Raw genomic sequence first — 25,846 nt, forward strand, 5'->3', positions numbered from 1 at the left:
GCCCTGGTGTTTCAGCGCCCACTTGTTCGGTCCTCCTTAAAGCCTCGCCATTCGAGTGTTATGCATGATAAGATTCTGACGCGACTATGGTAAATTGTTTGATTGCCATTACCAACGTTTGTGCTGCTGACATCAGAGTATCCACTTGCCTGCCGTATTCACCCCCCTCGGGTGTAAAGAGTAGCCAGCTTGGACACGAATCCCTTTTACGGGAAACACAAAAAAAGTCAGCGGAGAAGAGGAACCTTCCCGTGACTTTTCTCATTTTGTCCAAATGAAAATAAAAGCACACGACAATGCGTTACCTCTCTCTAGACGCTTACGAGGTTAGCTGACGGATTCGGACTTGAGAGTCGCCCTACCCCGGGACAGTTGCCCGCCCCAGAGATTCACCCCTAAAAAACACCTTGGCAATCATGAATGGACCGCCGCGATGTGGTTCCCCCGTTTTCCTTTCGGAAACTCAGCGATGTTGGAATTCTGGTAATCGTATGAAGTTATTATTGAGTGTACGACGCGAGGGGTTTGGTTGTAAAGTATACAAACGTATAAAAAAAGAACGGTTTTTACCCATTTTCGTTTAAATATACTCATTACATGAATAAAATACATCTATCTCTCATTCGCACGAACCGATTTAGCTGTTTTCTTTATTTTTCTCGATTCGCTATAAGTAACAGCGTTTATGCAAGCGTTTCCCAGAGCCCAACACACTCACTTTAAACGAAAAAGTTCCATCGCATTTCGAGTCGTCGCTTCGGCTAATTGCTCGATCGAAATGCCCTTGATTTCGGCCGCCGTTTCGGCGACAAGACGGACGTAAGCGGACTCGTTTCGCTTGCCCCGATATGGATGCGGAGTTAAATAAGGCGCATCGGTTTCAATCAAAAGCCGGTCCATCGGCACCTTCTCGAGTACCTCTTTCGGTTGCTTGGCATTTTTGAAAGTTACTGGGCCGCCGAAAGAAATGTAAAAATTCATATCGAGACACATTTTGGCCGTCTCCCAGCTGCCGGAGTAACAATGCATCACGCCGCCGACCTCCGCCGCTTTCTCCTCGCGCAGCGTTTGTACGACGTCTTGATGCGCATCGCGGTTATGGATCGCAATCGGCAGGCCGACCCTGCGGGCCAGACGAATTTGTTCGCGGAATACCCGATTCTGTACGTCTTTCGGCGACGTATCCCAATGGTAATCAAGCCCGATTTCGCCGATGGCAACCACTTTCTCGTGACGACACAACGATTCGATCCAGGCGAGATCTTCTTCCCTCATATCTTTGGCTTCCGTCGGATGCCAGCCCACCGTCGAGTAGATGAAATCGTACTGCTCAGCCAGCGCCAAGGAGCTTGGAATCGTCTCCCGATTAAATCCAATATTCACGATTCGACTTATTCCGTTGTCTCTTGCGCGCGCAATCACCTCGTGTCGGTCTTCATCGAATTGCGGCGCATTCAGGTGTGCATGTGTGTCGATTAGCATAACGTTTTCTCCTTCATCTTCTATATGTCGTTTAAGATCTTAGCAGCTTCCGAATTTCTTTATCCAAAGCTGGAAGATGTTTCAATACGAGTTCCTGCGGGTAATACAGGTGGTATTTTCCGTTCTGGATCCCGCTGATCGAACGCACGATTTCGGATTTTCGCGAGATTTCCGTCAACGTGTCGTGCGCATCGAGCAATAAAATCGGCAGTTTCTCATCCTGTTCGCCCGGCCGGTACACATCATAGGATTGATCGGACGGGAAATCGACTTCCAGGTAATAGGAGGGATCTAATCCTAGATTGCCCATTTTTTCACGAAGCCGTTCCAGCATGCCGACGTCCATAATTTCCAGCGTTACATATTTGAATAAACGCCGCTGCAAGAAGCGTGAGCACAAATCAGCCAACACCGCATCCTCTTCCATCGTCCATTGCATCAGCACCGTTTGCATCAACGCTTCATCCAGCAAATGGTATTCTTCCGTGGTCAGCCGATTGCCGAACAAGCTGGGCAGCGGTTCGAGCAGAAAGTGGAACGGATACCCTTCATCAAACAGTTGTTTGGCTCTTTGAAAAATTTTATGCAGGACGACTTCCGCGCTTCGGGTAACCGGATGGAAGTACACTTGCCAATACATCTGGTATCGGGACATCAAATAATCCTCAACGGCGTGCATCCCGCTTTCCTTAACTACGATATGTCCTTGATACGGCCGCATCACGCGCAAAATTCGCTCCAGATCGAAGGTGCCGTAATTTACGCCGGTGAAATAAGCATCGCGCAGCAGGTAATCCATCCGGTCCGCGTCCAGCTGACTCGAGACGAGGCTGACGACGATTTCTTGCTGGTACGTCTTGGCAATAACGCCCGCTACCTGCTGCGGGAACGTCGGAGAAACGCGTTTCAGCACTTCGTTGACTTCCGTGTTGCCGAGTACGATTCGGCATGACCAATCCTCATGGTGAGTCCCGAACGTTTTCTCAATCGAATGCGAGAAGGGACCGTGTCCGACATCATGCAGAAGCGCCGCGCACAAGCATAACAGACGTTCTTCTCTCGGCCAATCTTCATATTGATTACGCTCGAACTGCGAGATGATTTTGCGTGTTACTTCATAAACACCCAGCGAATGCGAGAACCGGCTATGCTCGGCGCCGTGAAAGGTGAGAAAACACGTTCCCAGCTGACGGATGCGGCGCAGCCGTTGAAATTCCCGGGTATTGATGAGATCCCAGATCGTCTGATCCTGCACATAGATATACTTGTGAACCGGATCTTTAAACACTTTTTCTTCTTCCATCGGTTGTTGCATGGTATCCCTCCTCGCAATTTGCAGGTTTTGATCGACAATATTCCGCCAAAACATTGAAAATTGTCGAATGTTGTCGATTTATTTATTCCAAATTTTTGTTTCGACACGGCGTATAGATTTACATTTTATGGATGTATAAAGAGACTTTTGGTAAGTAAAACCAACATTTTAGCTCTACTAGTAGCGTTATTCTATTCCATGTTATACTAATCTAGCAGCCAGGTCCATAAATTGTCACTTGGTGTTGCATTTTTAGGTTGACTATTTTGGGAATGGTTGGTATCATAGGTTTAAAGAATTATGTCGAAACATGACGATTATTTTCATTCCGCTTCGCATTCATTCTAAAATAAACAACTTCTGGAGAGGGGAATTTTATTATTATGATGAAATCAACTGGTATCGTAAGAAAAGTCGACGAACTTGGTCGTGTTGTTATTCCAATCGAATTGCGCAGAACGCTTGGCATTGGCGAGAAGGACGCTTTGGAAATTTATGTAGACGGCGAGCGCATCATGTTGAAGAAATATGAGCCGGCCTGTATCTTCTGCGGAAACGCCGAGAACGTCTCTTATTTCAAAGGAAAAATTGTTTGTCACGAATGTTTATCTGAAATGCCAATACCTGTGACAAAATAAAAAAAATAGGTTATAATATAAATAGCAATATTAACTATGGTAATTCTAACCTTTTTCATATCTCCTCTATATCCCTGATTCGAGCTTGCCCCGAATCAGGGTATTTTTTTGTGCCGATCAACCTTGATGCAGCAAATTATACAATTCGCGTTTCGGAACGCCGCGCTCCTGCGCAGCCCTCCTAAGCGCTTCCTTATGGTCCAGCCCGTCCGCTTCGTATCGGGCCACATGCTCCTCAGGCGAGAGGCCGGTCCACCACGCCGTCTCCTCCGGGATTCCCCCGTCACCCGCCCCGCCGCGAACGATGAAGCAGTATTCACCCTGCGGCGGATGGTCAACCAAATAGGCGAGGCATTCGCGGATCGTACCGCGGACGGCTTCCTCATATTTTTTCGTTAGCTCCCGGGTCAGGCAAACCTCCCGTTCTTCGCCAAGAACTTCCGCCATCCGCGTCAGCGTCTTCACAATCCGGTGAGGCGATTCATAACCGATCACTGTAGCCGCTTCCCGTCTCCAGGTGGCAAGCTCCTGTTCCATCGGTTTGGCGTCACGCGGCGGGAACCCGACGAACAGAAACCGCTCCGTCGGCAAGCCCGACATGATTAAAGCGGACAACGCCGCGTTCGCTCCCGGAATCGGGACCACCGCAATGCCCGCCTCAATCGCCAGTCTGGCTAAATCGGCCCCAGGGTCGCAAATGGCGGGCAGCCCCGCATCGCTCACCAGCGCGATATCGTCTCCGCTCTCCATGAGCCGGATGAGCTCCGGCCCGCTGGCATGTTTGTTATGCTCATGATAACTGACAAGCCGTGTGCTGATGTCGAAGTGCGTCAGCAGCTTGCGCGTCTGGCGCGTATCCTCCGCCGCGATCCACCGAACCTCCTGCAAAATCCGGACAGCCCGGTACGTCATGTCCTCGAGATTGCCGATCGGCGTGCCGACCAAGTACAGTTTTCCCTTGCCGGACTCGTTATTATAGCTTTTTTGAATGTTCACGCGCATCGATTCCTTCTATTAATAAGTGTCCGGATTATGATCCAGCGTCAGCCGACGACCAAAGTATACGTCCATCAGTTCGTCGCTGTATTCGTTCTGATTTTTGTAAACGATCAGCGGGGGCAGCGTGCGAATTTCCGGCTTCCCGTCGCGCATTCCCTCAATCAGCACCATGTTGGCTTCATGGTCCGCCCGCGGATGCACGAAACGAATCCGTTTCGGTTCCAGACGGTACTCCCGCATTAACGTACAAATTTCGACCAGCCGGCTCGGCCGATGCACCATCGCTACCTTGCCCCCGGTTCGGACCAGCCGGCTGCTGACACGAATGACGTCTTCCAACGTGCAGAACAGCTCATGGCGTGCGGCGGCTACATGCTCATTGATGTTTTGTTCGCCATTAGGAACAGGCAAATAGGGCGGATTGACCGTCACGGCATCGAACAGTCCGTGTCCAATCTCCTGAACGGCGCTGCGCAGGTCGCCCTGCCTGATATCGATTTGTGCGTCCAGCCGATTCAGCTTGACGTTCCGCTGCGCCATCTCTGCCAGCCGCGGCTGAATTTCAACGGCCGTAATGTGCGCCCGCGTTCGAGTCGTCAACAGCAACGGAATAACACCGTTCCCGGTGCAAAGATCGATCATACGCCCGCGAGTCGGTACCGAGCAAAACCTTGCGAGCAGCACCGCATCCAGGGAAAAGCTGAAAACATCCTCGCTTTGGATAATTTTCAAATCTTGCGTCAGCAAATCATCGATGCGCTCACGCTCATATACAGGTACGGATTGTTCCAAGTGACAACTCCTCTTTCTTCCAAAAAAACCGTAGAGAAGTCAATCCTCCCTACGGCTAGTGTTCTTATTTATTTAGAAACGACATGCAGAACAAACAATCGCCCTCGGTCCGTAAATGACCGTAGTTTACATTGCAAATATGAAAGCCTTCATGGTAAATCCGAGTTAAATTATCGAGACCTTCACCGGTAACCTCTTTTATCCTCGCCGCTTCCTCCTCCGAGGAAGCCGGATCCGCAAGAGCCGGTGCGGCATCTTTCTTTAACAGCTTGCGCAGCTGACTGTTTTCTATACCGAGTCGTTTGTTTTCTTCCAATAGCTCGATAATTTGTTGTTTGATTTGACCGAGCTCCGCATACAACGTGCCCACTTGCTCTTCCATTTGATCGATTTGAATGAAAATGTCCCTTTTCACCACGATTGCCATCACCTCAGAGAGAGCCGTTCCCTTATCCGTGATACTCCACCACATCATCTAATGGGAGATCCATCACTTTCTTAAGCTCAAACACTTGTACCTTCGCCATCCGTTCCGCCACATTCATCGATATCAGGCGGCCGTTGCCGAACGATGTAATCACTTCGCTACCTACACGGGGCAGATCGTCTTTGGCGCTTTCATAGTTATCGTGCTCGTACTTCAAGCAGCACATCAAGCGACCGCATAGACCGGATATTTTGGTCGGATTGAGCGACAAGTTCTGATCCTTCGCCATCTTGATCGATACCGGCTCGAAATCGCCAAGAAACGACGAACAGCATAAAATTCTGCCGCAAGGGCCGATGCCGCCGAGCATCTTCGCTTCATCGCGAACGCCAATTTGGCGAAGTTCGATCCGCGTACGAAACACACTGGCCAAATCTTTAACCAATTCCCTGAAATCGACACGGCCTTCCGCCGTAAAATAAAAGATGATTTTGTTGCGATCAAATGTATATTCAACGTCAACCAACTTCATCCGGAGCTGGTGATCCTTGATCTTGTCCTGGCAAATGGCAAACGCGTTCTTCGCCGCTAGTTTATTGTCCTCCACAAGCTTCGCGTCCTGATGGTCGGCGATGCGTATAACCTTCTTGAGCGGCAACACGACATCCGATTCGCCCACGGTTCTGCGACCGATGACGACTTTCCCGTATTCCACGCCGCGCGCCGTCTCCACGATAACTGCGCTATCTTGGTCGACCGGCAAATCGCTCGGGTCGAAGTAATAAATTTTACCCGCTTTCTTAAAGCGGACTCCCACAACAGAGAACAATCCTACACCCCCTTAAGCTGCATTATTATATGTTCCAGCGCAAGCTGGGGATTGGCATGAAACCGCAATCGTTTCTGAGTCTCAATCGCTTGATCCAGGCACGCGATCCAGTGTTGGGGCGGCCGGCTTAACGCCTCTTTGGCCATCCACTCCGTTTGGTCGGAGAAGACGATCCCTTCACGGCGGCCCGTACCCAGCTGGACCATGTCTTTGAGCCACAGAATCAGCATATCCAACCAAAGCGAAAGCCGATCGCCGAGCTCGCCTTTCGACAGCTTCTGTTGTGCGGTCAGAAGCGCGACAGGCAGCCGAGTCAAGCTTTCTCTAGTCAATTGTATCACTAGGTTTCGAATTTCTGCAAACCCATTTCCTTGAATCATTGCGCGCGCGGCTTGCGGTCCCGCCGCCAATCGGACGGCGATCTGGACGAGCACCGGGGAATGGCCTTCCTTCAGCAGCAAATCCTGCATTTGCTGACGCATCATCGGCACGAAAGGAACCCATTGCGAGCGCGAGCGTATCGTCGGCAGCAGCGCTTGCCCGTTATCCGTAATGAGTACCGCAACCACCTGCGACGATGGCTCTTCCAGAAATTTCAGCAGGCTGTTGGCCGCTTGCGTCGTCATTTTGTCCGCGTCTTCCAGCACGTACATCTTCAAGCCCGATACGGTGGACCGGTACGCAAACTGCTTCTGCAGCTCGCGGATTTGTTCGATTTTGATCGAGGCGCCGTCCGGCTTCAGCCAGTGGAGGTCCGGATGGTTGCCATGGGCCACTTTACGGCAGTCGAGGCATTCGCCGCAGGCATCGTCAGGCAGCACCTTGCAGTACAACGCCATCGCGAACGCTTTCGCCATTTCACGGCGTCCGGAGCCGCTCGGCCCGGTAAATATATAGGCATGCGACACTTTATCGGTTCGAATGCTGTTTTGCAGCATGCGCTTAACCCGTTCTTGTCCTACAATCGCTTGAAACGACATGACGCTCTTTGTTCCTTTCCCTATATCAAGCGAAATCCGCAGCCGTCGTTAATTAGAAAAATAAATTAATGAGCATGCCGCGAATTTCTCCAATCTTCTGCAGCAAATCAATGCGACCTTCTTCGGTCGACAGCATATCGTCGGCTAGCCCCAGCAGCTCCTGATCGACTTCTTCAAGCAGCTTATACCGCTTGGATCGGCCGCGCCTGTCCCATCCCCGCGTCTCGCGAAGCTGAACGCCGCGCCGCACCGTCTCCTCCAGAAAATGCTTCACCATCAGCTTGTACTGCCGAAGCTCGCGCACCGTCATCGACTTGGCCAAACGCTGGCCTTGCTGATCGATTTGAGCCAGCATGCGCTGAAGCTGTTCCCGGGTGGCCCGCTCGGATTGATGCTGCATCATGTCATGAAACGACTTTTGCTGAAGCTGCTGGGACGACGTATTCTCGTTGCGAATCCATTCACTGCCGACGGGACGCCATCCCGGGTTAATTTTCACGATGGGCGTACCTCTCTTCTAGAAGTGTTCAAAACGTTCGACCGGCAGCACGAAAACGGCGGCTCCTCCCACTTGAACCTCGACGGGGAACGGGATGTATGAATCGGTTGTTCCTCCCATCGGGGAAACCGGGGTTACCATCTGCTCCCTAATTTTGCAGTTAGCTTTAATGACTTGCAGCGCTTCGTTCACACGATCGTCTTCGGTCCCAATCAAAAACGTCGTGTTTCCGGCCCGAAGGAAGCCCCCCGTACTAGCCAGCTTCGTCGCACGAAACCCTGCTTTAATCAGCGCGTTCGATAAACGGTTGCTATCTTTATCCTGGACGACGGCAATCACCAATTTCATACATCCAGCCTCCTTTAACAAGGATTCTTATCCGCGTTCTCTATATATAATTAGACAAACCTTTGTTAAATTCCTTCTTATCTCATCATACTCGATTCCGCAGCGTTTGGTTCACGATTTGTCGGATCTGCTCCGCAACTTTATCGGGCGTTTGTTCCGCATCGATACGGCGGACGCGCTCCGGGTAACGCCGCAGCACTTCGCGATACCCCTCTCTTACAAGCTCGTGAAACCGCATCTCCTCGAGATCGAGACGGTTCACTTCCCGGCTCCAATCGGCGCGAATCCGGCCGAGGCCTACCTCCGGGCTAACATCCAGGAATAGAGTCAGATCGGGCATCCAATCCCCGATCGCAAAGCGATTCACTTCGAGCACTTCATCTACGCCGAGCCCGCGCGCATGCCCTTGATAGGCCAGGCTGCTGTCGATAAAACGGTCGCACACGACAACCTTGCCCGATTGCAGCGCGGGAATCACTTTTTCCGTTAAATGCTGACGGCGCGCCGCGGCGTAAAGCAGTGCTTCCGTACGCTTGTCCATGGCGGTGTTCTTCGTATCCAGCACGACCGCGCGGATTTGCTCGGCAATGGGAATCCCCCCGGGCTCACGTGTCGAAATCGTTTCATATCCGAGTTCCTCGACGGTACTCACTATAGCTTCGATGGCCGATGTTTTGCCTGCGCCCTCTCCGCCTTCCACCGTGATGAAATAACCTGTTTTCAACTTTATGTCCCCTGCCTGCTAAGTAAGATGATGGAGCCCGCTGTATACGTTACTTCGATGATACATAAACCGGCACCGTCTTTCGTCCCGACACATCATATCCTTGAAAACGAGCCCCTGCTGCGGCAAGACGCCTCAGTTCCGCCGACACTCGCTTTCCAATATACTCGCCCGGGTATAAGAGCGGAATTCCCGGCGGATACGGTACGATCATTTCGGCGGCTATCCTGCCCTCACAGCGCTCCAACGGTACGTGGCTTACGTCCGGCTCCTCCCTGTGCAGGGACTCTATCGTAAAAGAGACCGGCTGTCCGATCAGGTCTTGCCGCTCGTGCGGCGAATTTGAAGCCTCGGGGCAATCGTACGACTCGGATTGATGCCTCCCTATGTCGGGCTGGGCTCGCCCGTTTCCTTTGCTTGCCGCTAATCCGGCCTCGATGTCCTTCAGCGCTCCCAGCAACCGCTGCGCTTCTTGGTGCTGCCCGGTCAGACCGAAAGCGAGAACGACACGTTCCGGGTCAGCCATTTCCGCGTAACAGCCGCGGCGCTCCAACTGCTCCTTTAGCTCGAAACCGCTCAAGATTCCATAGGAATCCTCAAGCACCATTTTAAAAGGGTCACACCTCCTGCTCGTCCCGTTCGGTTCGACCGTTCGCCATCTTTGATTCTTTTGCAGTTCGATCTTCAGACTGTTAATAGCCTTTAACCCTTCATCTATAGCTTGAAACCCTTGCTCCTGCAGCCAGTCACGGCTCAAATCCAGGCTGCCCATGATCGGATAGGAAGGACTCGAGCTTTGCAGCATGGCAAGAGCTTGACGCAGAGCCTTCCGGTTGATCCGATCTCCCTGCACATGCAGCATCGAACCCATCGTCATCGCCGTCAGCATCTTATGCGTCGATTGCACGACCACATCCGCGCCTGCCGACAACGCCGAGAGCGGCAGCTCCGGGTGAAAGCCGAAGTGAGCGCCGTGCGCCTCATCGACGAGCAGCAGCTTGTCCTGCGCATGCAGCAGGTCGGCCAGCGGCCTCAAATCGGCGCTTACTCCGTAATAAGTAGGGCAGGTTACCAATAAGCCTTGGGCTTCGGGATACCGACGGAGCGCTTCTTCAACGTCCTGCCTTTGCAAGCCGGTAAACAGCCCGCTGGCCGGATCTTGCCGCGGCGTTATAAATACAGCCTTGATCCCCGCCAGCATCAGTCCGTGAATCACTGACTTGTGGGCATCCCGCTGTACAAGCAACAGCTCTCCGGGACGGCAGGCCGCTAAGATCGCCGCTTGATTGCCGACCGTGCTGCCGCCTACGAGAAAGAACGTCTCGTCCGCCCCGAAGCAGGACGCTGCCAGACGCTGCGCCTCTAGAATCGCCGCCTCGGGATGATGCAGGTCATCCGTTCCCGGGAGCTCCGTCACATCGAGAGCCAATATCGGCCCGTAATACGACGCGGCCTCCTCGTAAGCTTCCGCCTTGCCCTTATGTCCGGGTACATGAAAGCGGCTTGTATGTAAATGATCGTAAGTCCGCATGGCTTCAAATAACGGACGTTTCCGTTCCGACACGTGCGACACGCCTCATTTCTAACCAGAATCACATGGATAGCAGTATTGTACCAAACTAAAAAGCCCGCTTCCATCCCTTCTTGAGACAAAGGAGCTTTGGACACGGGCAAACCTACCGATTACGCATTCTTTTTATATAAAATTTGTTTCAGCTGATGAATAAAGAAAGGATACTTCACGTCGCTGACATCCGTTCGAACCATCTCCGTCTCGCACTCTTCGCAAATGAATTCAGTAATAATCATGATGCCGTTTGCCTTTTCTTGTCCGCAAATAATGCAAGAGGCTGTATAGTCGTTCTGCAACGATTCATTCATGCAGTGTTCACCTCTATTCTTCTTTTCTATCAGTATGTCCTATTCTCTCAAGAATAAACGGTTATGAACTATTTTTATGTCAAAAGAGCTCATCCGGTGCACCCTATCTTCAAATTTGTTGCTCCATGACCGATAATAGTAATACTGAAATATTAGTTAATCGGCGAGGATGAACGTGATACGATGAACAACGACCGGACCCTATCCAAAGATTCGACGATTTACAACTATCGTTTGTTACGTAGAGTTCACCACAAGGCCGTCCATCATTATGCTTACTGGCTGCTGACCGTTCTGGCTTGGATCTACGCGCTGCTACACATTGAACTGCTGTCTTTCGCCGTTGTCCTCTTCGGAATTCCGCTGGTGCATGCCGTATTTCTACACACCCTTCACCGCACGAAGGAAGGACAGGCTCCAAAGGCATGGCGCTGGTCGTTCCGAATGCCTTGGTTCGGGTATACCCCCGGCAATTACATCGCGCTGGCTAAAGTCCTCCGGCTTCATAATCAATTGTTTTGGATCGTCTTGTTAATTTTAGCTTGTTTCTATCCGTGGCTGTCGACCGATGTGCTGCTGTTTGCGATGTTTTATCACGTATGGCTGCTTCTGCCGCGCCTTATGATCATCTTTATATTTCGCAAATACAAGTCTAGCGGATTATTGAAAATCAATCCTCACGACACGTCCTGTTATACCCAATAATAGGACGTGTTTTTCTATTCCAGTATATAGCGTAAAACAAAGAACCCTAGCTCATCCATGAGGACTGGCTAGGGTTCTGTTATTCCCTGAAAACTGGATACGAAACTCAGCATGCTGAATGCTTTTATTGGGGCCCACGCAAAGTAATCGGAATCAGCTTCGTCAGCTTCACGTCACTTTGTGGGGATACCATATGCTTCCGAAGCAGTTTCCTTCGGAAACTTGTAGGATAAGCCCTCGACCGATTAGTATTCGTCAGCTCCACACGTTGCCGCGCTTCCACCCCGAACCTATCAACCTCGTCGTCTACAAGGGGTCTTACATACTGGGAAATCTCATCTTGAGGGGGGCTTCACGCTTAGATGCTTTCAGCGCTTATCCCGTCCGTACTTGGCTATCCAGCCGTGCTCCTGGCGGAACAACTGGTACACCAGCGGTACGTCCATCCCGGTCCTCTCGTACTAAGGACAGCTCCTCTCAAATTTCCTGCGCCCACGACAGATAGGGACCGAACTGTCTCACGACGTTCTGAACCCAGCTCGCGTACCGCTTTAATGGGCGAACAGCCCAACCCTTGGGACCTACTTCAGCCCCAGGATGCGATGAGCCGACATCGAGGTGCCAAACCTCCCCGTCGATGTGGACTCTTGGGGGAGATAAGCCTGTTATCCCCAGGGTAGCTTTTATCCGTTGAGCGATGGCCCTTCCATGCGGTACCACCGGATCACTAAGCCCGACTTTCGTCCCTGCTCGACCTGTTTGTCTCGCAGTCAAGCTCCCTTATGCCTTTGCACTCTTCGAATGATTTCCAACCATTCTGAGGGAACCTTGGGGCGCCTCCGTTACTCTTTAGGAGGCGACCGCCCCAGTCAAACTGCCCACCTGACACTGTCCCCGTACCGGTTCACGGTACCAGGTTAGAACTCCGATACGATCAGGGTGGTATCCCAACGGCGCCTCCACCCACGCTGGCGCGCAGGCTTCCCAGGCTCCCACCTATCCTGTACAGATCGTACCAAAGTCCAATATCAAGCTGCAGTAAAGCTCCATGGGGTCTTTCCGTCTTGTCGCGGGTAACCTGCATCTTCACAGGTATTAAAATTTCACCGGATCTCTCGTCGAGACAGCGCCCAAGTCGTTACGCCATTCGTGCGGGTCAGAATTTACCTGACAAGGAATTTCGCTACCTTAGGACCGTTATAGTTACGGCCGCCGTTTACTGGGGCTTCGGTTCACAGCTTCGGGTTGCCCCTAACCGCTCCCCTTAACCTTCCAGCACCGGGCAGGCGTCAGCCCGTATACTTCGCCTTGCGGCTTCGCACAGACCTGTGTTTTTGCTAAACAGTCGCTTGGGCCTTTTCACTGCGGCCCCCTCGGGCTATTCACCCTACCGAGGCACCCCTTCTCCCGAAGTTACGGGGTCATTTTGCCGAGTTCCTTAACGAGAGTTCTTCCGAGCGCCTTAGCATGCTCTGCTCGCCTACCTGTGTCGGTTTGCGGTACGGGCACCTTCTCCCTGGCTAGAGGCTTTTCTTGGCAGCCTGAACTCATGACCTTCGGTACTAAAATTTCCCTCCCCATCACAGCCCAGCCTTACGGTGTGCGGATTTGCCTGCACACCAGCCTCACTGCTTGGACTGAGCAATCCATAGCCCAGCGTCACTATCCTTCTGCGTCACCCCATCGCTCATAACGGTTCACGGTGGTACAGGAATTTCAACCTGTTGTCCTTCGACTACGCCTTTCGGCCTCGCCTTAGGTCCCGACTTACCCTGAGCGGACGAACCTTCCTCAGGAACCCTTAGGCTTACGGCGGATCAGATTCTCACTGATCTTTTCGTTACTCATACCGGCATTCTCACTTGTATGCAGTCCACCAGTCCTCACGATCCAGCTTCTACCCGCATACAACGCTCCCCTACCCCAGCGCAATCACTTGCGCTCGTCATAGCTTCGGTGGTGTGTTTAGCCCCGTTACATTTTCGGCGCAGAGTCACTCGACCAGTGAGCTATTACGCACTCTTTCAATGGTGGCTGCTTCTAAGCCAACATCCTGGTTGTCTGTGCAACTCCACATCCTTTCCCACTTAACACACACTTGGGGACCTTAGCTGATGATCTGGGCTGTTTCCCTCTTGACAATGGATCTTAGCACTCACTGTCTGACTCCCGGGATAACGTCTGTGGCATTCAGAGTTTGACTGGACTTGGTAACCCTTGGCGGGCCCCGCACCCAATCAGTGCTTTACCTCCACGACGCATCTCCCGAGGCTAGCCCTAAAGCTATTTCGGGGAGAACCAGCTATCTCCGAGTTCGATTGGAATTTCTCCGCTACCCCCACCTCATCCCCGAATTTTTCAACATTCGTGGGTTCGGGCCTCCAGTGCGTGTTACCGCACCTTCACCCTGGACAGGGGTAGATCACACGGTTTCGGGTCTACGCCTACAAACTATTTCGCCCTATTCAGACTCGCTTTCGCTGCGGCTACGGCTTCTCACCTTAACCTTGCTTGCAAACGTAACTCGCCGGTTCATTCTACAAAAGGCACGCCATCACCCTGTTGACGAACAAGTTCGCAACATAGGGCTCTGACTTCTTGTAAGCACACGGTTTCAGGTTCTTTTTCACTCCGCTCCCGCGGTTCTTTTCACCTTTCCCTCACGGTACTGCTTCACTATCGGTCACCAGGGAGTATTTAGCCTTGGCAGATGGTCCTGCCGGATTCAGACGGGGTTTCACGTGTCCCGCCCTACTCAGGATACGCCTAGGGTGTTCGCAGACTTTTGGTTACGGGGCTTTTACCCTCTATGGCCGGCCTTTCCAGACCTGTTCGCCTAACCTGCTGCACCCATGACGGCGTCCTACAACCCCAAGGAGCAAGCTCCTTGGTTTGGGCTAATCCGCTTTCGCTCGCCGCTACTGACGGAATCACTTTTGTTTTCTTTTCCTGAGGGTACTTAGATGTTTCAGTTCCCCTCGTATGCCTCCTATGCAGCTATGTATTCACTGCATGGTACGTGAGTATTACCTCACGCGGGTTCCCCCATTCGGACATCCCCGGATCAATGCCTGCTTACGGCTCCCCGAGGCGTTATCGTTGTTCGCCACGTCCTTCTTCGGCTCCTGGTGCCTAGGCATCCTCCGTGTGCTCTTTATAGCTTATCCAGCTATCACTTGTACGACCGAAGTCGCACCGGATTTTGATTCAGCATTTGTTGCTTTGTTTCGTTTATCCAGTTTTCAAGGAACAAGTTCTTGCTGCCGTTCAACCGGCAGGAAAGTCATCTTACCATAATGCCGATCGCTCGACAAGAGGTAGTTTTTGGTGGAGCCAAGCGGGATCGAACCGCTGACCTCCTGCTTGCAAGGCAGGCGCTCTCCCAGCTGAGCTATGGCCCCAAACATTATGAAATTTATGGTGGGCCCTAGTGGACTCGAACCACCGACCTCACCCTTATCAGGGGTGCGCTCTAACCAGCTGAGCTAAGGGCCCTCATGTTGACCTTATTCATCCACACAAGGTGGATTCGCTTGGCGACGTTCTACTCTCCCAGGACCCTGCGGTCCAAGTACCATCGACGCTGGAAGGCTTAACGTTCGTGTTCGGGATGGGTACGCGTGGTTCCCTTCCGCCATCATCACCAAACGAATCGGTTAGCGGGCTAACCGAGAAAGGCTATTGCGCCTTTCAAAACTAAACATCGAAGTGAGTGCTTCTGTATACAGCAGTGGTGCTGCTGCAGATTTGTCCGATGACCTACAGTCATCATGGACTCCATAGAAAGGAGGTGATCCAGCCGCACCTTCCGATACGGCTACCTTGTTACGACTTCACCCCAATCATCTACCCCACCTTCGGCGGCTGGCTCCTTGCGGTTACCCCACCGACTTCGGGTGTTGTAAACTCTCGTGGTGTGACGGGCGGTGTGTACAAGACCCGGGAACGTATTCACCGCGGCATGCTGATCCGCGATTACTAGCAATTCCGACTTCATGCAGGCGAGTTGCAGCCTGCAATCCGAACTGAGACCGGCTTCTAAGGATTCGCTCCATCTCGCGACTTCGCTTCCCGTTGTACCGGCCATTGTAGTACGTGTGTAGCCCAGGTCATAAGGGGCATGATGATTTGACGTCATCCCCACCTTCCTCCGGTTTGTCACCGGCAGTCAACTTAGAGTGCCCAACTGAATGCTGGCAACTAAGTTCAAGGGTTGCGCTCGTTGCGGGACTTAACCCAACATCTCACGACACGAGCTGACGACAACCATGCACCACCTGTCTCCTCTGCCCCGAAGGGAAGGTACATCTCTGTACCGGTCAGAGGGATGTCAAGACCTGGTAAGGTTCTTCGCGTTGCTTCGAATTAAACCACATACTCCACTGCTTGTGCGGGTCCCCGTCAATTCCTTTGAGTTTCACTCTTGCGAGCGTACTCCCCAGGCGGAGTGCTTATTGTGTTTACTTCGGCACCAAGGGTATCGAAACCCCTAACACCTAGCACTCATCGTTTACGGCGTGGACTACCAGGGTATCTAATCCTGTTTGCTCCCCACGCTTTCGCGCCTCAGCGTCAGTTACAGTCCAGAAAGCCGCCTTCGCCACTGGTGTTCCTCCACATCTCTACGCATTTCACCGCTACACGTGGAATTCCGCTTTCCTCTCCTGCACTCAAGTCTCCCAGTTTTCAGTGCGAACCGGGGTTGAGCCCCGGGCTTAAACACCAAACTTAAAAGACCGCCTGCGCGCGCTTTACGCCCAATAATTCCGGACAACGCTTGCCCCCTACGTATTACCGCGGCTGCTGGCACGTAGTTAGCCGGGGCTTTCTTCTCAAGTACCGTCACCCTCAGAGCAGTTACTCTCCGAGGCGTTCTTCCTTGGCAACAGAGCTTTACGATCCGAAAACCTTCATCACTCACGCGGCGTTGCTCCGTCAGGCTTGCGCCCATTGCGGAAGATTCCCTACTGCTGCCTCCCGTAGGAGTCTGGGCCGTGTCTCAGTCCCAGTGTGGCCGATCACCCTCTCAGGTCGGCTACGCATCGTCGCCTTGGTGGGCCGTTACCCCACCAACTAGCTAATGCGCCGCAGGCCCATCCGTAAGCCACAGGTTGCCCCATGTTTCATGATTCCCCCATGCGGTGAAACCAGCTATCCGGTCTTAGCTACCGTTTCCGGTAGTTATCCCGATCTTACAGGCAGGTTGCCTACGTGTTACTCACCCGTCCGCCGCTCCAGGGGGTTTCCCGTAAGGGAACACCCCAAGCGCTCGACTTGCATGTATTAGGCACGCCGCCAGCGTTCGTCCTGAGCCAGGATCAAACTCTCCATTAATGTAGAAAGCTGACTTGCTCATTGTTGAAGCTAGCTGAGATATTGCTATCTCTTATTTAAAGCACTCACTCGATGTTCAGTTTTCAAAGGGCAATTGTCCGACAAAGCCGCGTCGTTACGCCATTTCTTCTTTGTCGTTTATTGTCGCTTCGTTTAGCGGCGACTTTATTAATATATCACATTTCACAACATTATTGCAAGCTTTTTTTAAAACTTTTGATTTGTGCTGCTTGCGATTATACGATGACCCAAAGTTTCAAGGCTGTTAAAACCGCCAAGCCCGGGATTCCCAGAATGCTCACGATCCCCACTGTCACCGCATTTAACGGAAGTTCGAAGTGTGTATAAGGGGTAAACAGATTCATAATATACAACAAAACAGCCGCAAACACAACATGTAAAGATAAGGCCCCCAGCCATTGAATGGCAAACCGGTTACGAAGCAGCAGCAGGGCCAGCAAGCCGCCCGAACCGATCATCAGCCCCCACAACAAATAAGCCTTCACGACGACCCCTCCCTCACGCGGCTGGCGCATACTTCGGCCGCCGAAATATGAATGTTTTTCGCCTGCTTGATCAGCATCTCGAATCGCTTCTCTGCAGCTTCCAGCGCATAGATGGCATAATCGATCTGCTCCTTCTCAACCGCATAGTGAAAGCGCCGTTCTGCAACCTCCCATTCCATATGAGCACGGCGTATTTCCTCGACAAGCTGCACACGCTCCTCAAAAAGCGCCGCCTGCTCCTCTTTTCTCTTTCCGTTCCCCCACCAGCTAAATCCACCCCGCCTGCTCCATTTCAGCACGCCGCCAGCCCCCTCACAGTTTGTCCTATAGTACATACATATCGAACAAACCAGCGGCTTAGAACCAAGAAAACCGTCCGAAACAAATTAGCCGGATCATCCTGCGCCGTGCACCCCCCAACGTTTCGAAGTACGCGCAGGGTTCCGCAAGCCGAAAAGTGCGGAAATTTCGATGGCGCAGGAGAAACAACAAAAAAAGCCTTACCGTTGCCGCGCAGCAGACCGAACCTGCCGCTAGCAAACCGTAAGACTTTTCTGAAACACGATTCAATTAAAGCTCCCTGCGACCTTCGAGCGCTTTGGTTAGCGTAACCTCGTCAGCGTATTCCAAATCTCCTCCAACCGGAAGTCCGTGGGCGATTCGAGTCACTTTAATGCCGAAGGGACGTACGAGTCGCGACAAATACATAGCCGTCGCTTCTCCTTCAATGTTCGGGTTGGTGGCCAAAATCAATTCCTGCACCCGCTCGTCACTCAGCCGCTTCAACAGATCGGCGATCCGGATCTCATCGGGACCGATCCCTTCCATGGGCGAAATCGCACCGTGCAAGACATGGTAATAACCGTTGAATTCCTTCGTACGCTCCATGGCGACCAGATCCTTCGGTTCCTGCACCACGCAAATGGTGGATACATCCCGGCTCTTATCCTGACAAATCCGGCAAGGATCCGTGTCCGTAATATTGCAGCATATCGAGCAGTAGTGCAGGTTTCGTTTGACGTTTACAAGCGCTTTGGCAAAATCGATCACATCGTCTTCTTTCATCCGAAGCACATGGAAAGCAAGACGCCCTGCCGTTTTCGGCCCAATGCCGGGCAGACGCGAGAATGAATCGATCAGCTTGGCTAACGGTTCCGGATAAAACAAAAGAGTTGCTCCTCACTCGTTGAAGTCAGTCCGAAAGGGGCAGATGCGATTAGAACAATCCCGGAATGTTCATGCCGCCTGTCAGTTTGGACATTTCTTTACCCGCCAGTTCTTCGGCTTTGGACATCGCGTCGTTAATGGCCGTCAACACCAAATCCTGCAGCATTTCGACATCGTCCGGGTCTACCGCTTCCGGCTTAATCGCAACGCCGATCACTTTCTTCTGTCCGTTCACCGTAACGGAGACAACACCGCCGCCGGCCGTACCTTCAATTGTTCGAGTAGCCAAATCTTCTTGAGCCTTAAGCATTTGTTCCTGCATTTTTTTTACTTGTTTCATCATTTGGTTCATGTTATTCATGTTTTATCGCTCCTTATTCGTCTTTAATTTTGACCAATTCGCCGAACAGTTGAATCGCCTCGCTGATCCACTCTTCCTTCACAGCACCGCCGGGACCTTCATCCTCGGGAATCAACTCCAGCACTTCCTTGGGAGCATCCGCAGACTTCGTTTGCTCCGTTGCCGCCTTCCAATCCTTAAGCATAACCGTCACCAGCCGATACGGCTGCCCGATCACTTCTTGAAACGCCTGCTCGATCAGCTGCTTGTTGGCCGGTCTCTCCGACGTTTCGCGATGCATAGCGCTCTTGAACGCAACAAGCAGATTCGTGTCCGAAAGACCTACCGGCTCTCCGTCTACAAGCCAGGCATGCACCGTTATTTTCAGTTCCTTCACCCGGCCGAGCACTTGGCTCCATTGCTGCGCCGCATGGCGGAACTCCGGCGAATCTATGCCGGCCACATAAGCATCCAGCTTCTCGATCGAGCGGCGCGAAACGGCCGGAGCCGGAGCCGATCTTCCTCCGCCACTCGAACCGCCGGCCGGGGCCGCGCCGCCCCCAGGCGCCACGCCCTGTTTCACGAGAGCAGCGAGCTGACTCTCCAATCGCTCGATCCGGCTCAAAAGCTGTCCGACCAAGGCGTCCTGCCGTTGAATCGTTTGGCCGTCGCCCGAACCCGCCGAAGCCGTATCGGCTCCGCCCTGACGTCCGGTAACGGGCGAGCCGCTGCACAGCTTCATCACGGCGACTTCCAGCAGGGTTTGCGGCTGTACGGAGTATTTCATTTCCGTCTGATAATAGTTTAGCGTATCAATCATTGCGATTAACGCTTCACCTGTGAAACGTTCCGCTACCGCAGTAAACCGTTTCACGTCCAAAATCCGTTCGGTGAGCGCTTCTGAATTCGGAACCATCTTGACCATCAACAGATCGCGGAAATAATAAATTAGATTTTCCATGCATTTGTCCGCGCTCTTGCCTTCTTGCATGAACGCGTCGATTAGAGCGAGCGCCGCACCGATGTCGCGATCTTGAATCGCTTGCGCCAGCTTCTCGAATTGGTCCGACGCCATGCCTCCCGTAATGGAGAGCACATCCTCGTAAGTGACACGTTCGCCGGAAAAGGCGATAATCTGATCCAGCAAACTGAGCGCATCGCGCATTCCGCCATCCGAGAGCCGCGCGATAAAGGCAAGCGCGTCCTCATCGATTGCGATTCCCTCTTTCGCGCACACTTGACGGAGCCGTTCAACTTGCTCTTCCAGCGCAACGCGGCGAAAGTCAAACCGTTGACAGCGGGAAATAATCGTCGCCGGCAGCCGATGCGGCTCGGTCGTCGCGAGAATAAACATCACATGAGCCGGCGGTTCTTCCAGCGTCTTCAGCAGCGCGTTAAACGCTTCCGTCGTCAGCATGTGCACCTCGTCGATAATATACACTTTCTGGCGCACTTCGGTCGGCGCGTATTTCACCTTATCGCGGATATCGCGAATTTCCTCGACGCCACGGTTGGACGCAGCATCGATCTCGACGACGTCCATCACGGCGCCTTCGGTTATGCGCAAACACGCTTCACAGCGGTTGCAAGGCTCGACGCCCGGACCATTCAAGCAGTTAACGGCTTTGGCGAGTATTTTCGCCGCACTCGTCTTCCCGGTTCCCCGGGGCCCGCTGAACAAATAAGCGTGACTGAACCGCCCTTCACGCAGCGAATTTTGCAAGGTTTGGACAATATGCTTCTGGCCGACCATGTCTTGGAACGACTGGGGTCTCCACGTACGATATAAGGCGATATGTGCCATCTTGCCCTCTCCAATGAATGTTTATCCCGTTCATTATACTACACTTGGATTTAGGTTTGAAGCAATCCCTCATGGAAAAGGGATGCTGACGGTGAAGGTGGTGCCGAAACCTTTGGATGAAACCCGGATATGCCCCCCAATGTCATGAATAATGCGTTGGCAAACCGACAACCCCAAGCCCGTCCCCTCCGCTTTGGTCGTAAAAAAGGGATCGAAGATTTTATCGATGACGTACATCGGAATCCCGGGACCGGTGTCGTGAATATCGACGCTTACCCGGCGCTCCTCCGGATCCATCTTCTCCGTTATGGTCAGATACCCGCCATCGCCCATCGCCTCAATACCGTTCTTGCATATGTTCAAAAACACTTGCTTCAAATGTTCGCGGTCCGCAATGACGCGCGGCAGGCCGTACACCGCTTCGTACTGTACCGTGACCTTATGTAAGATGGCTTCATTATTAATAATCGGCAGCAGCTCGCGTACCACCTGCGATACGTCGACCTCCTCGTAGGTCGCGTTCTTCGGCTTGCTCAAAAGCAAAAACTCGTTCACGAGCTCATTAATCCGGTTAATTTCCCTAAGCATCACGTCAGTATAGTCGCTTTCCCGAATCATACCCTGCTCTTGAAACGTCTTGCGGAACACCTGCAGGAACCCTTTAATGGAAGTAAGCGGATTGCGAATTTCATGGGCGGTACCGGCTGCAATTTGGCCGATCATCGCCAGTCGGTCGCTTCGCTGCACCTGCTCTTCCAGCGAACGCAGATTGGTCACATCCTTGAACATGATGCAAGCGCCGACAACCTGCCCCTGTTCGTCCCGAAGCACATTAGAGTCCACCAACAGCTCGTACCGCTCCTGATTGTTCGTCCAGGACACCGCTTGATTGCGCACGACCATGCCGTCCAAAATACGGGGGTCTACAATACGGTGCTCGGCGGGGAGATCCTTGAATACGTAGTCCATCGGCTTATGCAGCACATGCTCGCGCTGCAATCCCAACACCCGGCACGCCGTATCGCTGATGTCGATCAGTTGAAAATCAGTGTTCATCAAGATGACGCCCAAATTGACATCCTTCAAAAACATATCGGCGAAACGTTGAAGCAAGCTCAATTCCTGCCGCACGTTTTGCCACCCCCCATTATATAGGATCTGAAATCGACTGCTCTCCAAGCCCGTCATACCAACGTTCTCCAGTTAACTTTAGTATACATTCTCCTCTTTCCTTTATTTTCCTTCCCTGTAAGACAAAAAAACGTCATCAAGAGTCAAAATCGACCCCGACAACGTCATCGTTTATTTATTTCATAGCGAAAATAGTTAAACCGTGCACCTACTTCGATATTACGATCCAAGCGGAATTCTTATCGTCAGCTCAAGTTAGGCTTCCCTTCGGCACATGAAACATCCCGCTTACGGCTGCTTCCTTCCGGACCTGACCGGGTTCACGGGCATCCATTGCGAAGGACCCGACTCTCAACACCAACTTTAAGACCCAAACCTTACATCGCAATACCTCTAGAAGGCGTTCGACCCCGCTACAGCGGATTGCGGGTTACAGGGCACCGCTACCTCCCCGTCTAGCACGGCAAAATTAAGTATAGTCGAATCGCGGACAAATAGCAACCGTAGGGATTTATTTAGCAGTGACGGTAACCTCCGGGTCGTAACGAGGCGCTTCGGCCGCCAGCGTGCGCTGTACTTCCTCTCCCAAACGGCGCAGTTCCTCGCTTGAGGTTCCTGGCGGCGCCAAAAGCCGAATACGCGCGCTCGTCCCGTTCAAGCGAATCGATTCCACCGTTAACTGCGGATAGTGCGATTTTACCGCTGTTTCCATCACAAGCATATCCGATTGATACGTCCGATATCCGTTCGTTAGGGGCATGTTCGGATTGGCTTCGGTGATGCCCAGATAACCGTCCGCGGAGTGCGTTTTTACCTCCGGTGAAGCATTCTTTTTCTGGCAAGCGGTAAGGCCGGGCAGTACGAGAAGCAGCAGACAAAACCATAGAACCGTGATTTTCAACATATATAAAAACACCTCCTGCAGCGCTAAGATCTACAATCTTAGGATAGCCACAGAAGGTGCGCTTATGCTTGTAAGCGAATGGCAATGAATTAGATGCCGTATTTCTTTTTGAATTTATCGACGCGACCGCCGGCATCCAAGAATTTCTGCTTACCTGTGAAGAATGGGTGGCAAGCGGAGCAAATCTCTACGCGGAGGTTTTGCTTCAAGGATCCCGTTTCAAACGTGTTACCGCATGCGCAAGTAACCGTTGTTTGATAATATGTCGGATGAATCGCTGGTTTCATTGACCTTTCACCTCTTTTGCCCTGAAACACCATGTGAATCAGAGTTATCATAAATACACAAATTGCATTATACCATGTCCATTAGCTCCGCTGCAAGTGTTTCTTGCGCTTGTCCGTCAGCTCGCTGGGAATATGCGTGTAAGAACCAAGAACGACGCCCGGCAGCTCCTCGCGGAAGATCTCGAGCATCTGCTTCATGCCGTACCGTTCGCCTTGCGGCTGCGGGATAAGCTGCAAGTAGCTCTCCGGATCGATGTTCAAGTTCCGAAGCTGAATCAGCTTCAGATCGGTGCGCCGCACAAATTCAATCATCGCTTCCATCTCTTCCTCGCGGTCGGTAACCCCGGGGAAAATCAGGTAATTGATCGAAGTGACGACGCCTTTGTCCGCCGCGTAACGCAGCGATTTCTCCACGTTCTTGAGGGTATACCCCCGCGGCTTGTAGTAGGCGTTATAATGATCGTCCAAAGCGCTGATCGTGCTGACCCGCATCAGATCGAGCCCCGCATCGACGATACCGCGGATATGATCGGTCAAACCCGCGTTCGTGTTGATGTTGATATACCCGATATCCGTACGTCTGCGCACCTCGCGCATCGCTTCGATAATAATTTTCGCCTGCGTGGACGGTTCTCCCTCGCATCCTTGGCCGAAGCTGATGATGCTCTCAGGCGTCTTCAAGTGCTCCAGCATCACCTGCACAACTTCATCAACCGTCGGTTTGAAGTTCATGCGCGTTTGCGGTGCCGGAAACCCGCTATCCTCCGGCTGCTCGGAAATGCATCCGAAACAACCCGCATTACAGGAAAATGAGACCGGTACCGCTCCTTCCCAACGATTGAGGAACGTGTTGGAGGCGGTTAAACATTCGTAACCGAGCGCACAATTCGATAAGTGCTGATAAAGACGATTTTCCGGATAACGTGAAAGCAAGCTGTTCACTTGAACTTCCAACTCATCCGGATCGCAGTTGCGCGGATTCCACCGTTCGGGATCATCGCTTGCTTCCGCCGCTACATAGAACGTACCGTCCTTCCACACGACCGCCGAGTAACCGAAGAGCGGAAGCACCTTGCTCTTATCCGTCTTGGCGTAGCCCGGCAGCAGCAAGCGGGTAAACCCTTGCGGCAGCAGCGCGCCGACGGCGTTCACTTCGCCGGGCACAACCTCCATCGCGCCCGTCCGGGCATTCAGTCCGATCGGGCGGGTGTCCGGCAAGCTGACGAGTGTGGCCCCTTCCGGCAGCGGAATGAGCTCTTCTTCCAATAGTTCCGTCACGAGCTCGCCGTTCCGACCGAGTGCAATAAAGTCCGGGTGATCGTAAACGTGGCCGTCCGGTCCGGCATATACCAAATTCATCTTGCTGTCCCTCCTAGGAGACGGAGTGTTTCACGCGCCGGGAAGCGCCTCCGTTGCCGCCGGATCCGTTGCCATTCGTGGTGTCCAGCGTTTCCAAAAATTCTTGATTCGTTTTCGTGTCGGCGAACTTCTTGAGGAACGCCTCCGTATATTCATAGGAATCGTTCATGTTTTTGCGGATTGCCCATACTTTATCCAGCTCTTCCTTGGTCAACAGCATCTCTTCGCGGCGCGTGCCGGAACGACGAATGTCGATCGCCGGGAATACCCGGCGCTCCGCCAGCTTCCGATCCAAATGAAGCTCAAGGTTGCCGGTTCCTTTAAACTCCTCATAGATGACTTCGTCCATCCGGGAGCCCGTCTCGATAAGCGCCGTCGCAAGAATCGTCAGGCTTCCGCCCTCTTCGATATTACGGGCAGCCCCGAAGAAACGCTTCGGACGATGGAACGCCCCGGGATCGATACCCCCGGACAATGTGCGTCCTGTCGGAGGAACGACCAGATTGTACGCCCGCGCAAGACGGGTAATGCTATCCAGCAGGATGACGACGTCTTTCTTATGCTCCACCAAGCGGGTAGCTCGCTCCAACACAAGCTCTGCCACTTTAATATGATTTTCCGGCAGCTCGTCGAAGGTAGACGCAATGACCTCGCCTTTAACGGAACGCTGCATGTCGGTCACTTCCTCGGGCCGTTCATCAATCAATAACACGAAGAGTTCTACGTCCGGATGGTTGGTGGAAATGCTGTTGGCGATTTCTTTTAACAGCAGCGTTTTCCCTGCTTTCGGCGGCGCTACAATCAATCCGCGCTGTCCGAAGCCGACAGGAGCCAATAAATCCATCAAACGGGTGGAAAGTTTCGTAGGGGTCGTTTCCAAAACTAATTTCTTCTGCGGATAAAGTGGAGTGAGTGCGGGAAAGTGAAGCCGTTCCGCCGCCGTCTCCGGGTCTTCGCCGTTCACGGCTTCCACATGAAGGAGTCCGAAATACCGCTCGTTCTCTTTGGGCGGTCTGCATTTGCCGGACACCAAATCACCGGACCTCAGATCGAATCGGCGGATTTGCGAAGCCGAGATGTAAATATCCTCGGCACTCGGCAAATAGTTGATCGGCCGCAAGAAGCCGAAGCCTTCCTGCAGCACGTCCAGCACGCCTTGCATAAACATTAAACCGCTTTGTTCCGCTTGAGCGCGGAGAATGGCGAAGATCAATTCCTTCTTCTTCATTTGACCATAATAAGGAATTTGATACTTCTTGGCGAGCTTGTAAAGCTCGGTCAACTTCAGCGCCTCTAACTGCGCCAGATGCATATCCATAATTGTACCAACCACCAGCCTATTATAATTTCTATTATGTGAAAATATACTCTAGCCATGCCCAAAACATATCTCAT

At 52.4% G+C, this 25,846-nt stretch carries 24 protein-coding genes, 2 tRNA genes, 3 rRNA genes, 1 other RNA gene and 1 riboswitch; of the genes, 2 read left to right on the plus strand and 28 right to left on the minus strand.

The features are described from left to right. Positions 1–300: 300 nt before the first annotated feature. Positions 301–479, minus strand: a riboswitch (cyclic di-AMP (ydaO/yuaA leader). 235 nt (positions 480–714) lie between these two features. After that, complete coding sequence (locus tag ACZ439_RS12095; protein ID WP_054797916.1) at positions 715–1,482, minus strand: TatD family hydrolase; 768 nt, start codon at positions 1,480–1,482, stop codon at positions 715–717. A 31-nt stretch (positions 1,483–1,513) separates the two neighbouring features. Next, positions 1,514–2,797, minus strand: a complete 1,284-nt coding sequence (locus ACZ439_RS12100) for an HD domain-containing protein (RefSeq protein ID WP_464621034.1) — start codon at positions 2,795–2,797, stop codon at positions 1,514–1,516. A gap of 383 nt (positions 2,798–3,180) precedes the next feature. Here ACZ439_RS12100 and ACZ439_RS12105 point away from each other — a divergent pair, with 383 nt between their 5' ends. Then, entirely contained in the window at positions 3,181–3,435 is a 255-nt protein-coding gene (locus ACZ439_RS12105; protein WP_010501678.1) for an AbrB/MazE/SpoVT family DNA-binding domain-containing protein, read from the plus strand. A gap of 117 nt (positions 3,436–3,552) precedes the next feature. Here the strand turns inward: ACZ439_RS12105 and rsmI are convergent, their stop codons facing one another. The 10 genes from rsmI to ACZ439_RS12155 all read right to left on the minus strand — a co-directional run bounded on the left by rsmI (position 3,553) and on the right by ACZ439_RS12155 (position 10,914). Continuing rightward, the gene (rsmI, locus tag ACZ439_RS12110) at positions 3,553–4,437 is read right to left on the minus strand and encodes a 16S rRNA (cytidine(1402)-2'-O)-methyltransferase (RefSeq protein WP_155615568.1); all 885 of its coding nucleotides are present in this window, start codon (positions 4,435–4,437) and stop codon (positions 3,553–3,555) included. A gap of 12 nt (positions 4,438–4,449) precedes the next feature. Further along, on the minus strand, positions 4,450–5,226 hold the full coding sequence (locus tag ACZ439_RS12115; protein WP_054797915.1) for a tRNA1(Val) (adenine(37)-N6)-methyltransferase: 777 nt from the start codon (positions 5,224–5,226) through the stop codon (positions 4,450–4,452). Positions 5,227–5,290: 64 nt separating this feature from the next. Further along, positions 5,291–5,644 carry a DNA replication initiation control protein YabA gene (gene yabA, locus ACZ439_RS12120; protein WP_054797925.1) on the minus strand — a complete coding sequence of 118 codons (354 nt, stop codon included), beginning with the start codon at positions 5,642–5,644 and terminating at the stop codon, positions 5,291–5,293. A 31-nt stretch (positions 5,645–5,675) separates the two neighbouring features. Continuing rightward, on the minus strand, positions 5,676–6,482 hold the full coding sequence (locus ACZ439_RS12125; protein ID WP_054797914.1) for a PSP1 domain-containing protein: 807 nt from the start codon (positions 6,480–6,482) through the stop codon (positions 5,676–5,678). 2 nt (positions 6,483–6,484) lie between these two features. After that, positions 6,485–7,462 carry a DNA polymerase III subunit delta' gene (gene holB / locus ACZ439_RS12130; RefSeq protein ID WP_054797913.1) on the minus strand — a complete coding sequence of 326 codons (978 nt, stop codon included), beginning with the start codon at positions 7,460–7,462 and terminating at the stop codon, positions 6,485–6,487. A gap of 52 nt (positions 7,463–7,514) precedes the next feature. Then, positions 7,515–7,961 (minus strand): YaaR family protein, encoded by a 447-nt coding sequence (locus ACZ439_RS12135; protein WP_054797912.1) that lies wholly within the window; start codon positions 7,959–7,961, stop codon positions 7,515–7,517. 18 nt (positions 7,962–7,979) lie between these two features. Continuing rightward, a complete protein-coding gene (locus ACZ439_RS12140) occupies positions 7,980–8,309 on the minus strand; it encodes a cyclic-di-AMP receptor (RefSeq protein WP_054797911.1) in 330 nt (109 codons plus the stop codon). 85 nt (positions 8,310–8,394) lie between these two features. Next, the gene (gene tmk / locus ACZ439_RS12145) at positions 8,395–9,033 is read right to left on the minus strand and encodes a dTMP kinase (protein ID WP_127610146.1); all 639 of its coding nucleotides are present in this window, start codon (positions 9,031–9,033) and stop codon (positions 8,395–8,397) included. 49 nt (positions 9,034–9,082) lie between these two features. Then, positions 9,083–10,597 (minus strand): aminotransferase class I/II-fold pyridoxal phosphate-dependent enzyme, encoded by a 1,515-nt coding sequence (locus ACZ439_RS12150; RefSeq protein ID WP_054800166.1) that lies wholly within the window; start codon positions 10,595–10,597, stop codon positions 9,083–9,085. 119 nt (positions 10,598–10,716) lie between these two features. After that, positions 10,717–10,914, minus strand: a complete 198-nt coding sequence (locus ACZ439_RS12155) for a sigma factor G inhibitor Gin (protein WP_054797908.1) — start codon at positions 10,912–10,914, stop codon at positions 10,717–10,719. Positions 10,915–11,097: 183 nt separating this feature from the next. Here ACZ439_RS12155 and ACZ439_RS12160 point away from each other — a divergent pair, with 183 nt between their 5' ends. Beyond that, entirely contained in the window at positions 11,098–11,619 is a 522-nt protein-coding gene (locus tag ACZ439_RS12160) for a hypothetical protein (RefSeq protein WP_127610152.1), read from the plus strand. Positions 11,620–11,844: 225 nt separating this feature from the next. Here ACZ439_RS12160 and ACZ439_RS12165 read toward each other — a convergent pair. From ACZ439_RS12165 to rho, 16 genes are all read right to left on the minus strand, one after another. Then, a 23S ribosomal RNA gene (locus tag ACZ439_RS12165) occupies positions 11,845–14,786 on the minus strand. Positions 14,787–14,944: 158 nt separating this feature from the next. Next, a tRNA-Ala gene (locus ACZ439_RS12170) sits at positions 14,945–15,020 on the minus strand. Between the two features lie 17 nt (positions 15,021–15,037). Then, positions 15,038–15,114 (minus strand) — tRNA-Ile (locus ACZ439_RS12175). Positions 15,115–15,150: 36 nt separating this feature from the next. Next, positions 15,151–15,267, minus strand: a 5S ribosomal RNA gene (gene rrf, locus ACZ439_RS12180). 135 nt (positions 15,268–15,402) lie between these two features. Next, positions 15,403–16,953, minus strand: a 16S ribosomal RNA gene (locus ACZ439_RS12185). Together the 16S, 23S and 5S rRNA genes with 2 tRNA genes alongside form the textbook arrangement of a ribosomal RNA operon. A 236-nt stretch (positions 16,954–17,189) precedes the next feature. Beyond that, positions 17,190–17,459 carry a pro-sigmaK processing inhibitor BofA family protein gene (locus ACZ439_RS12190; protein WP_127609516.1) on the minus strand — a complete coding sequence of 90 codons (270 nt, stop codon included), beginning with the start codon at positions 17,457–17,459 and terminating at the stop codon, positions 17,190–17,192. Continuing rightward, a complete protein-coding gene (locus ACZ439_RS12195; RefSeq protein ID WP_054800470.1) occupies positions 17,456–17,758 on the minus strand; it encodes a DUF2508 family protein in 303 nt (100 codons plus the stop codon). Before ACZ439_RS12195 ends, ACZ439_RS12190 begins: the two co-directional genes overlap by 4 nt. Positions 17,759–18,029: 271 nt before the next feature. Next, positions 18,030–18,626, minus strand: coding sequence for a recombination mediator RecR (recR, locus tag ACZ439_RS12200; protein ID WP_054798093.1), 597 nt, complete (start codon positions 18,624–18,626; stop codon positions 18,030–18,032). Positions 18,627–18,675: 49 nt separating this feature from the next. Continuing rightward, positions 18,676–18,987: a YbaB/EbfC family nucleoid-associated protein gene (locus ACZ439_RS12205; protein WP_054800469.1), complete on the minus strand. Its 312-nt coding sequence runs from the start codon at positions 18,985–18,987 to the stop codon at positions 18,676–18,678. Between the two features lie 13 nt (positions 18,988–19,000). Then, on the minus strand, positions 19,001–20,770 hold the full coding sequence (dnaX, locus tag ACZ439_RS12210; protein ID WP_054798092.1) for a DNA polymerase III subunit gamma/tau: 1,770 nt from the start codon (positions 20,768–20,770) through the stop codon (positions 19,001–19,003). Between the two features lie 69 nt (positions 20,771–20,839). Continuing rightward, positions 20,840–21,901, minus strand: a complete 1,062-nt coding sequence (locus ACZ439_RS12215; protein WP_141336645.1) for an ATP-binding protein — start codon at positions 21,899–21,901, stop codon at positions 20,840–20,842. Between the two features lie 200 nt (positions 21,902–22,101). Continuing rightward, an RNA gene (gene ffs, locus ACZ439_RS12220) (signal recognition particle sRNA large type) lies at positions 22,102–22,365 on the minus strand. A 47-nt stretch (positions 22,366–22,412) separates the two neighbouring features. After that, entirely contained in the window at positions 22,413–22,805 is a 393-nt protein-coding gene (locus ACZ439_RS12225) for a hypothetical protein (RefSeq protein WP_054798091.1), read from the minus strand. A gap of 89 nt (positions 22,806–22,894) precedes the next feature. Further along, positions 22,895–23,092: a 50S ribosomal protein L31 gene (gene rpmE, locus ACZ439_RS12230; protein WP_054798090.1), complete on the minus strand. Its 198-nt coding sequence runs from the start codon at positions 23,090–23,092 to the stop codon at positions 22,895–22,897. A gap of 81 nt (positions 23,093–23,173) precedes the next feature. Beyond that, positions 23,174–24,451, minus strand: coding sequence for a radical SAM family protein (locus tag ACZ439_RS12235; protein ID WP_054798089.1), 1,278 nt, complete (start codon positions 24,449–24,451; stop codon positions 23,174–23,176). A gap of 13 nt (positions 24,452–24,464) precedes the next feature. After that, on the minus strand, positions 24,465–25,769 hold the full coding sequence (rho, locus tag ACZ439_RS12240; RefSeq protein ID WP_054800468.1) for a transcription termination factor Rho: 1,305 nt from the start codon (positions 25,767–25,769) through the stop codon (positions 24,465–24,467). Between the last annotated feature and the right edge of the window lie 77 nt (positions 25,770–25,846).

The organism is Paenibacillus sp. JCM 9796 (assembly GCF_055379675.1).

Excerpts from the sequence above, each read along its gene's own strand:
- holB (WP_054797913.1), bottom strand. The coding sequence starts at position 7,462 with ATGTCGTTTCAAGCGATTGTAGGACAAGAACGGGTTAAGCGCATGCTG.
- ACZ439_RS12205 (WP_054800469.1), bottom strand. The coding sequence starts at position 18,987 with ATGAATAACATGAACCAAATGATGAAACAAGTAAAAAAAATGCAGGAA.
- ACZ439_RS12140 (WP_054797911.1), bottom strand. The coding sequence starts at position 8,309 with ATGAAATTGGTGATTGCCGTCGTCCAGGATAAAGATAGCAACCGTTTA.
- rpmE (WP_054798090.1), bottom strand. The coding sequence starts at position 23,092 with ATGAAACCAGCGATTCATCCGACATATTATCAAACAACGGTTACTTGC.
- rho (WP_054800468.1), bottom strand. The coding sequence starts at position 25,769 with ATGGATATGCATCTGGCGCAGTTAGAGGCGCTGAAGTTGACCGAGCTT.
- ACZ439_RS12235 (WP_054798089.1), bottom strand. The coding sequence starts at position 24,451 with ATGAATTTGGTATATGCCGGACCGGACGGCCACGTTTACGATCACCCG.
- ACZ439_RS12225 (WP_054798091.1), bottom strand. The coding sequence starts at position 22,805 with ATGTTGAAAATCACGGTTCTATGGTTTTGTCTGCTGCTTCTCGTACTG.
- ACZ439_RS12100 (WP_464621034.1), bottom strand. The coding sequence starts at position 2,797 with ATGCAACAACCGATGGAAGAAGAAAAAGTGTTTAAAGATCCGGTTCAC.
- ACZ439_RS12160 (WP_127610152.1), top strand. The coding sequence starts at position 11,098 with ATGAACAACGACCGGACCCTATCCAAAGATTCGACGATTTACAACTAT.
- ACZ439_RS12095 (WP_054797916.1), bottom strand. The coding sequence starts at position 1,482 with ATGCTAATCGACACACATGCACACCTGAATGCGCCGCAATTCGATGAA.
- dnaX (WP_054798092.1), bottom strand. The coding sequence starts at position 20,770 with ATGGCACATATCGCCTTATATCGTACGTGGAGACCCCAGTCGTTCCAA.
- ACZ439_RS12155 (WP_054797908.1), bottom strand. The coding sequence starts at position 10,914 with ATGAATGAATCGTTGCAGAACGACTATACAGCCTCTTGCATTATTTGC.
- rsmI (WP_155615568.1), bottom strand. The coding sequence starts at position 4,437 with ATGCGCGTGAACATTCAAAAAAGCTATAATAACGAGTCCGGCAAGGGA.
- ACZ439_RS12105 (WP_010501678.1), top strand. The coding sequence starts at position 3,181 with ATGATGAAATCAACTGGTATCGTAAGAAAAGTCGACGAACTTGGTCGT.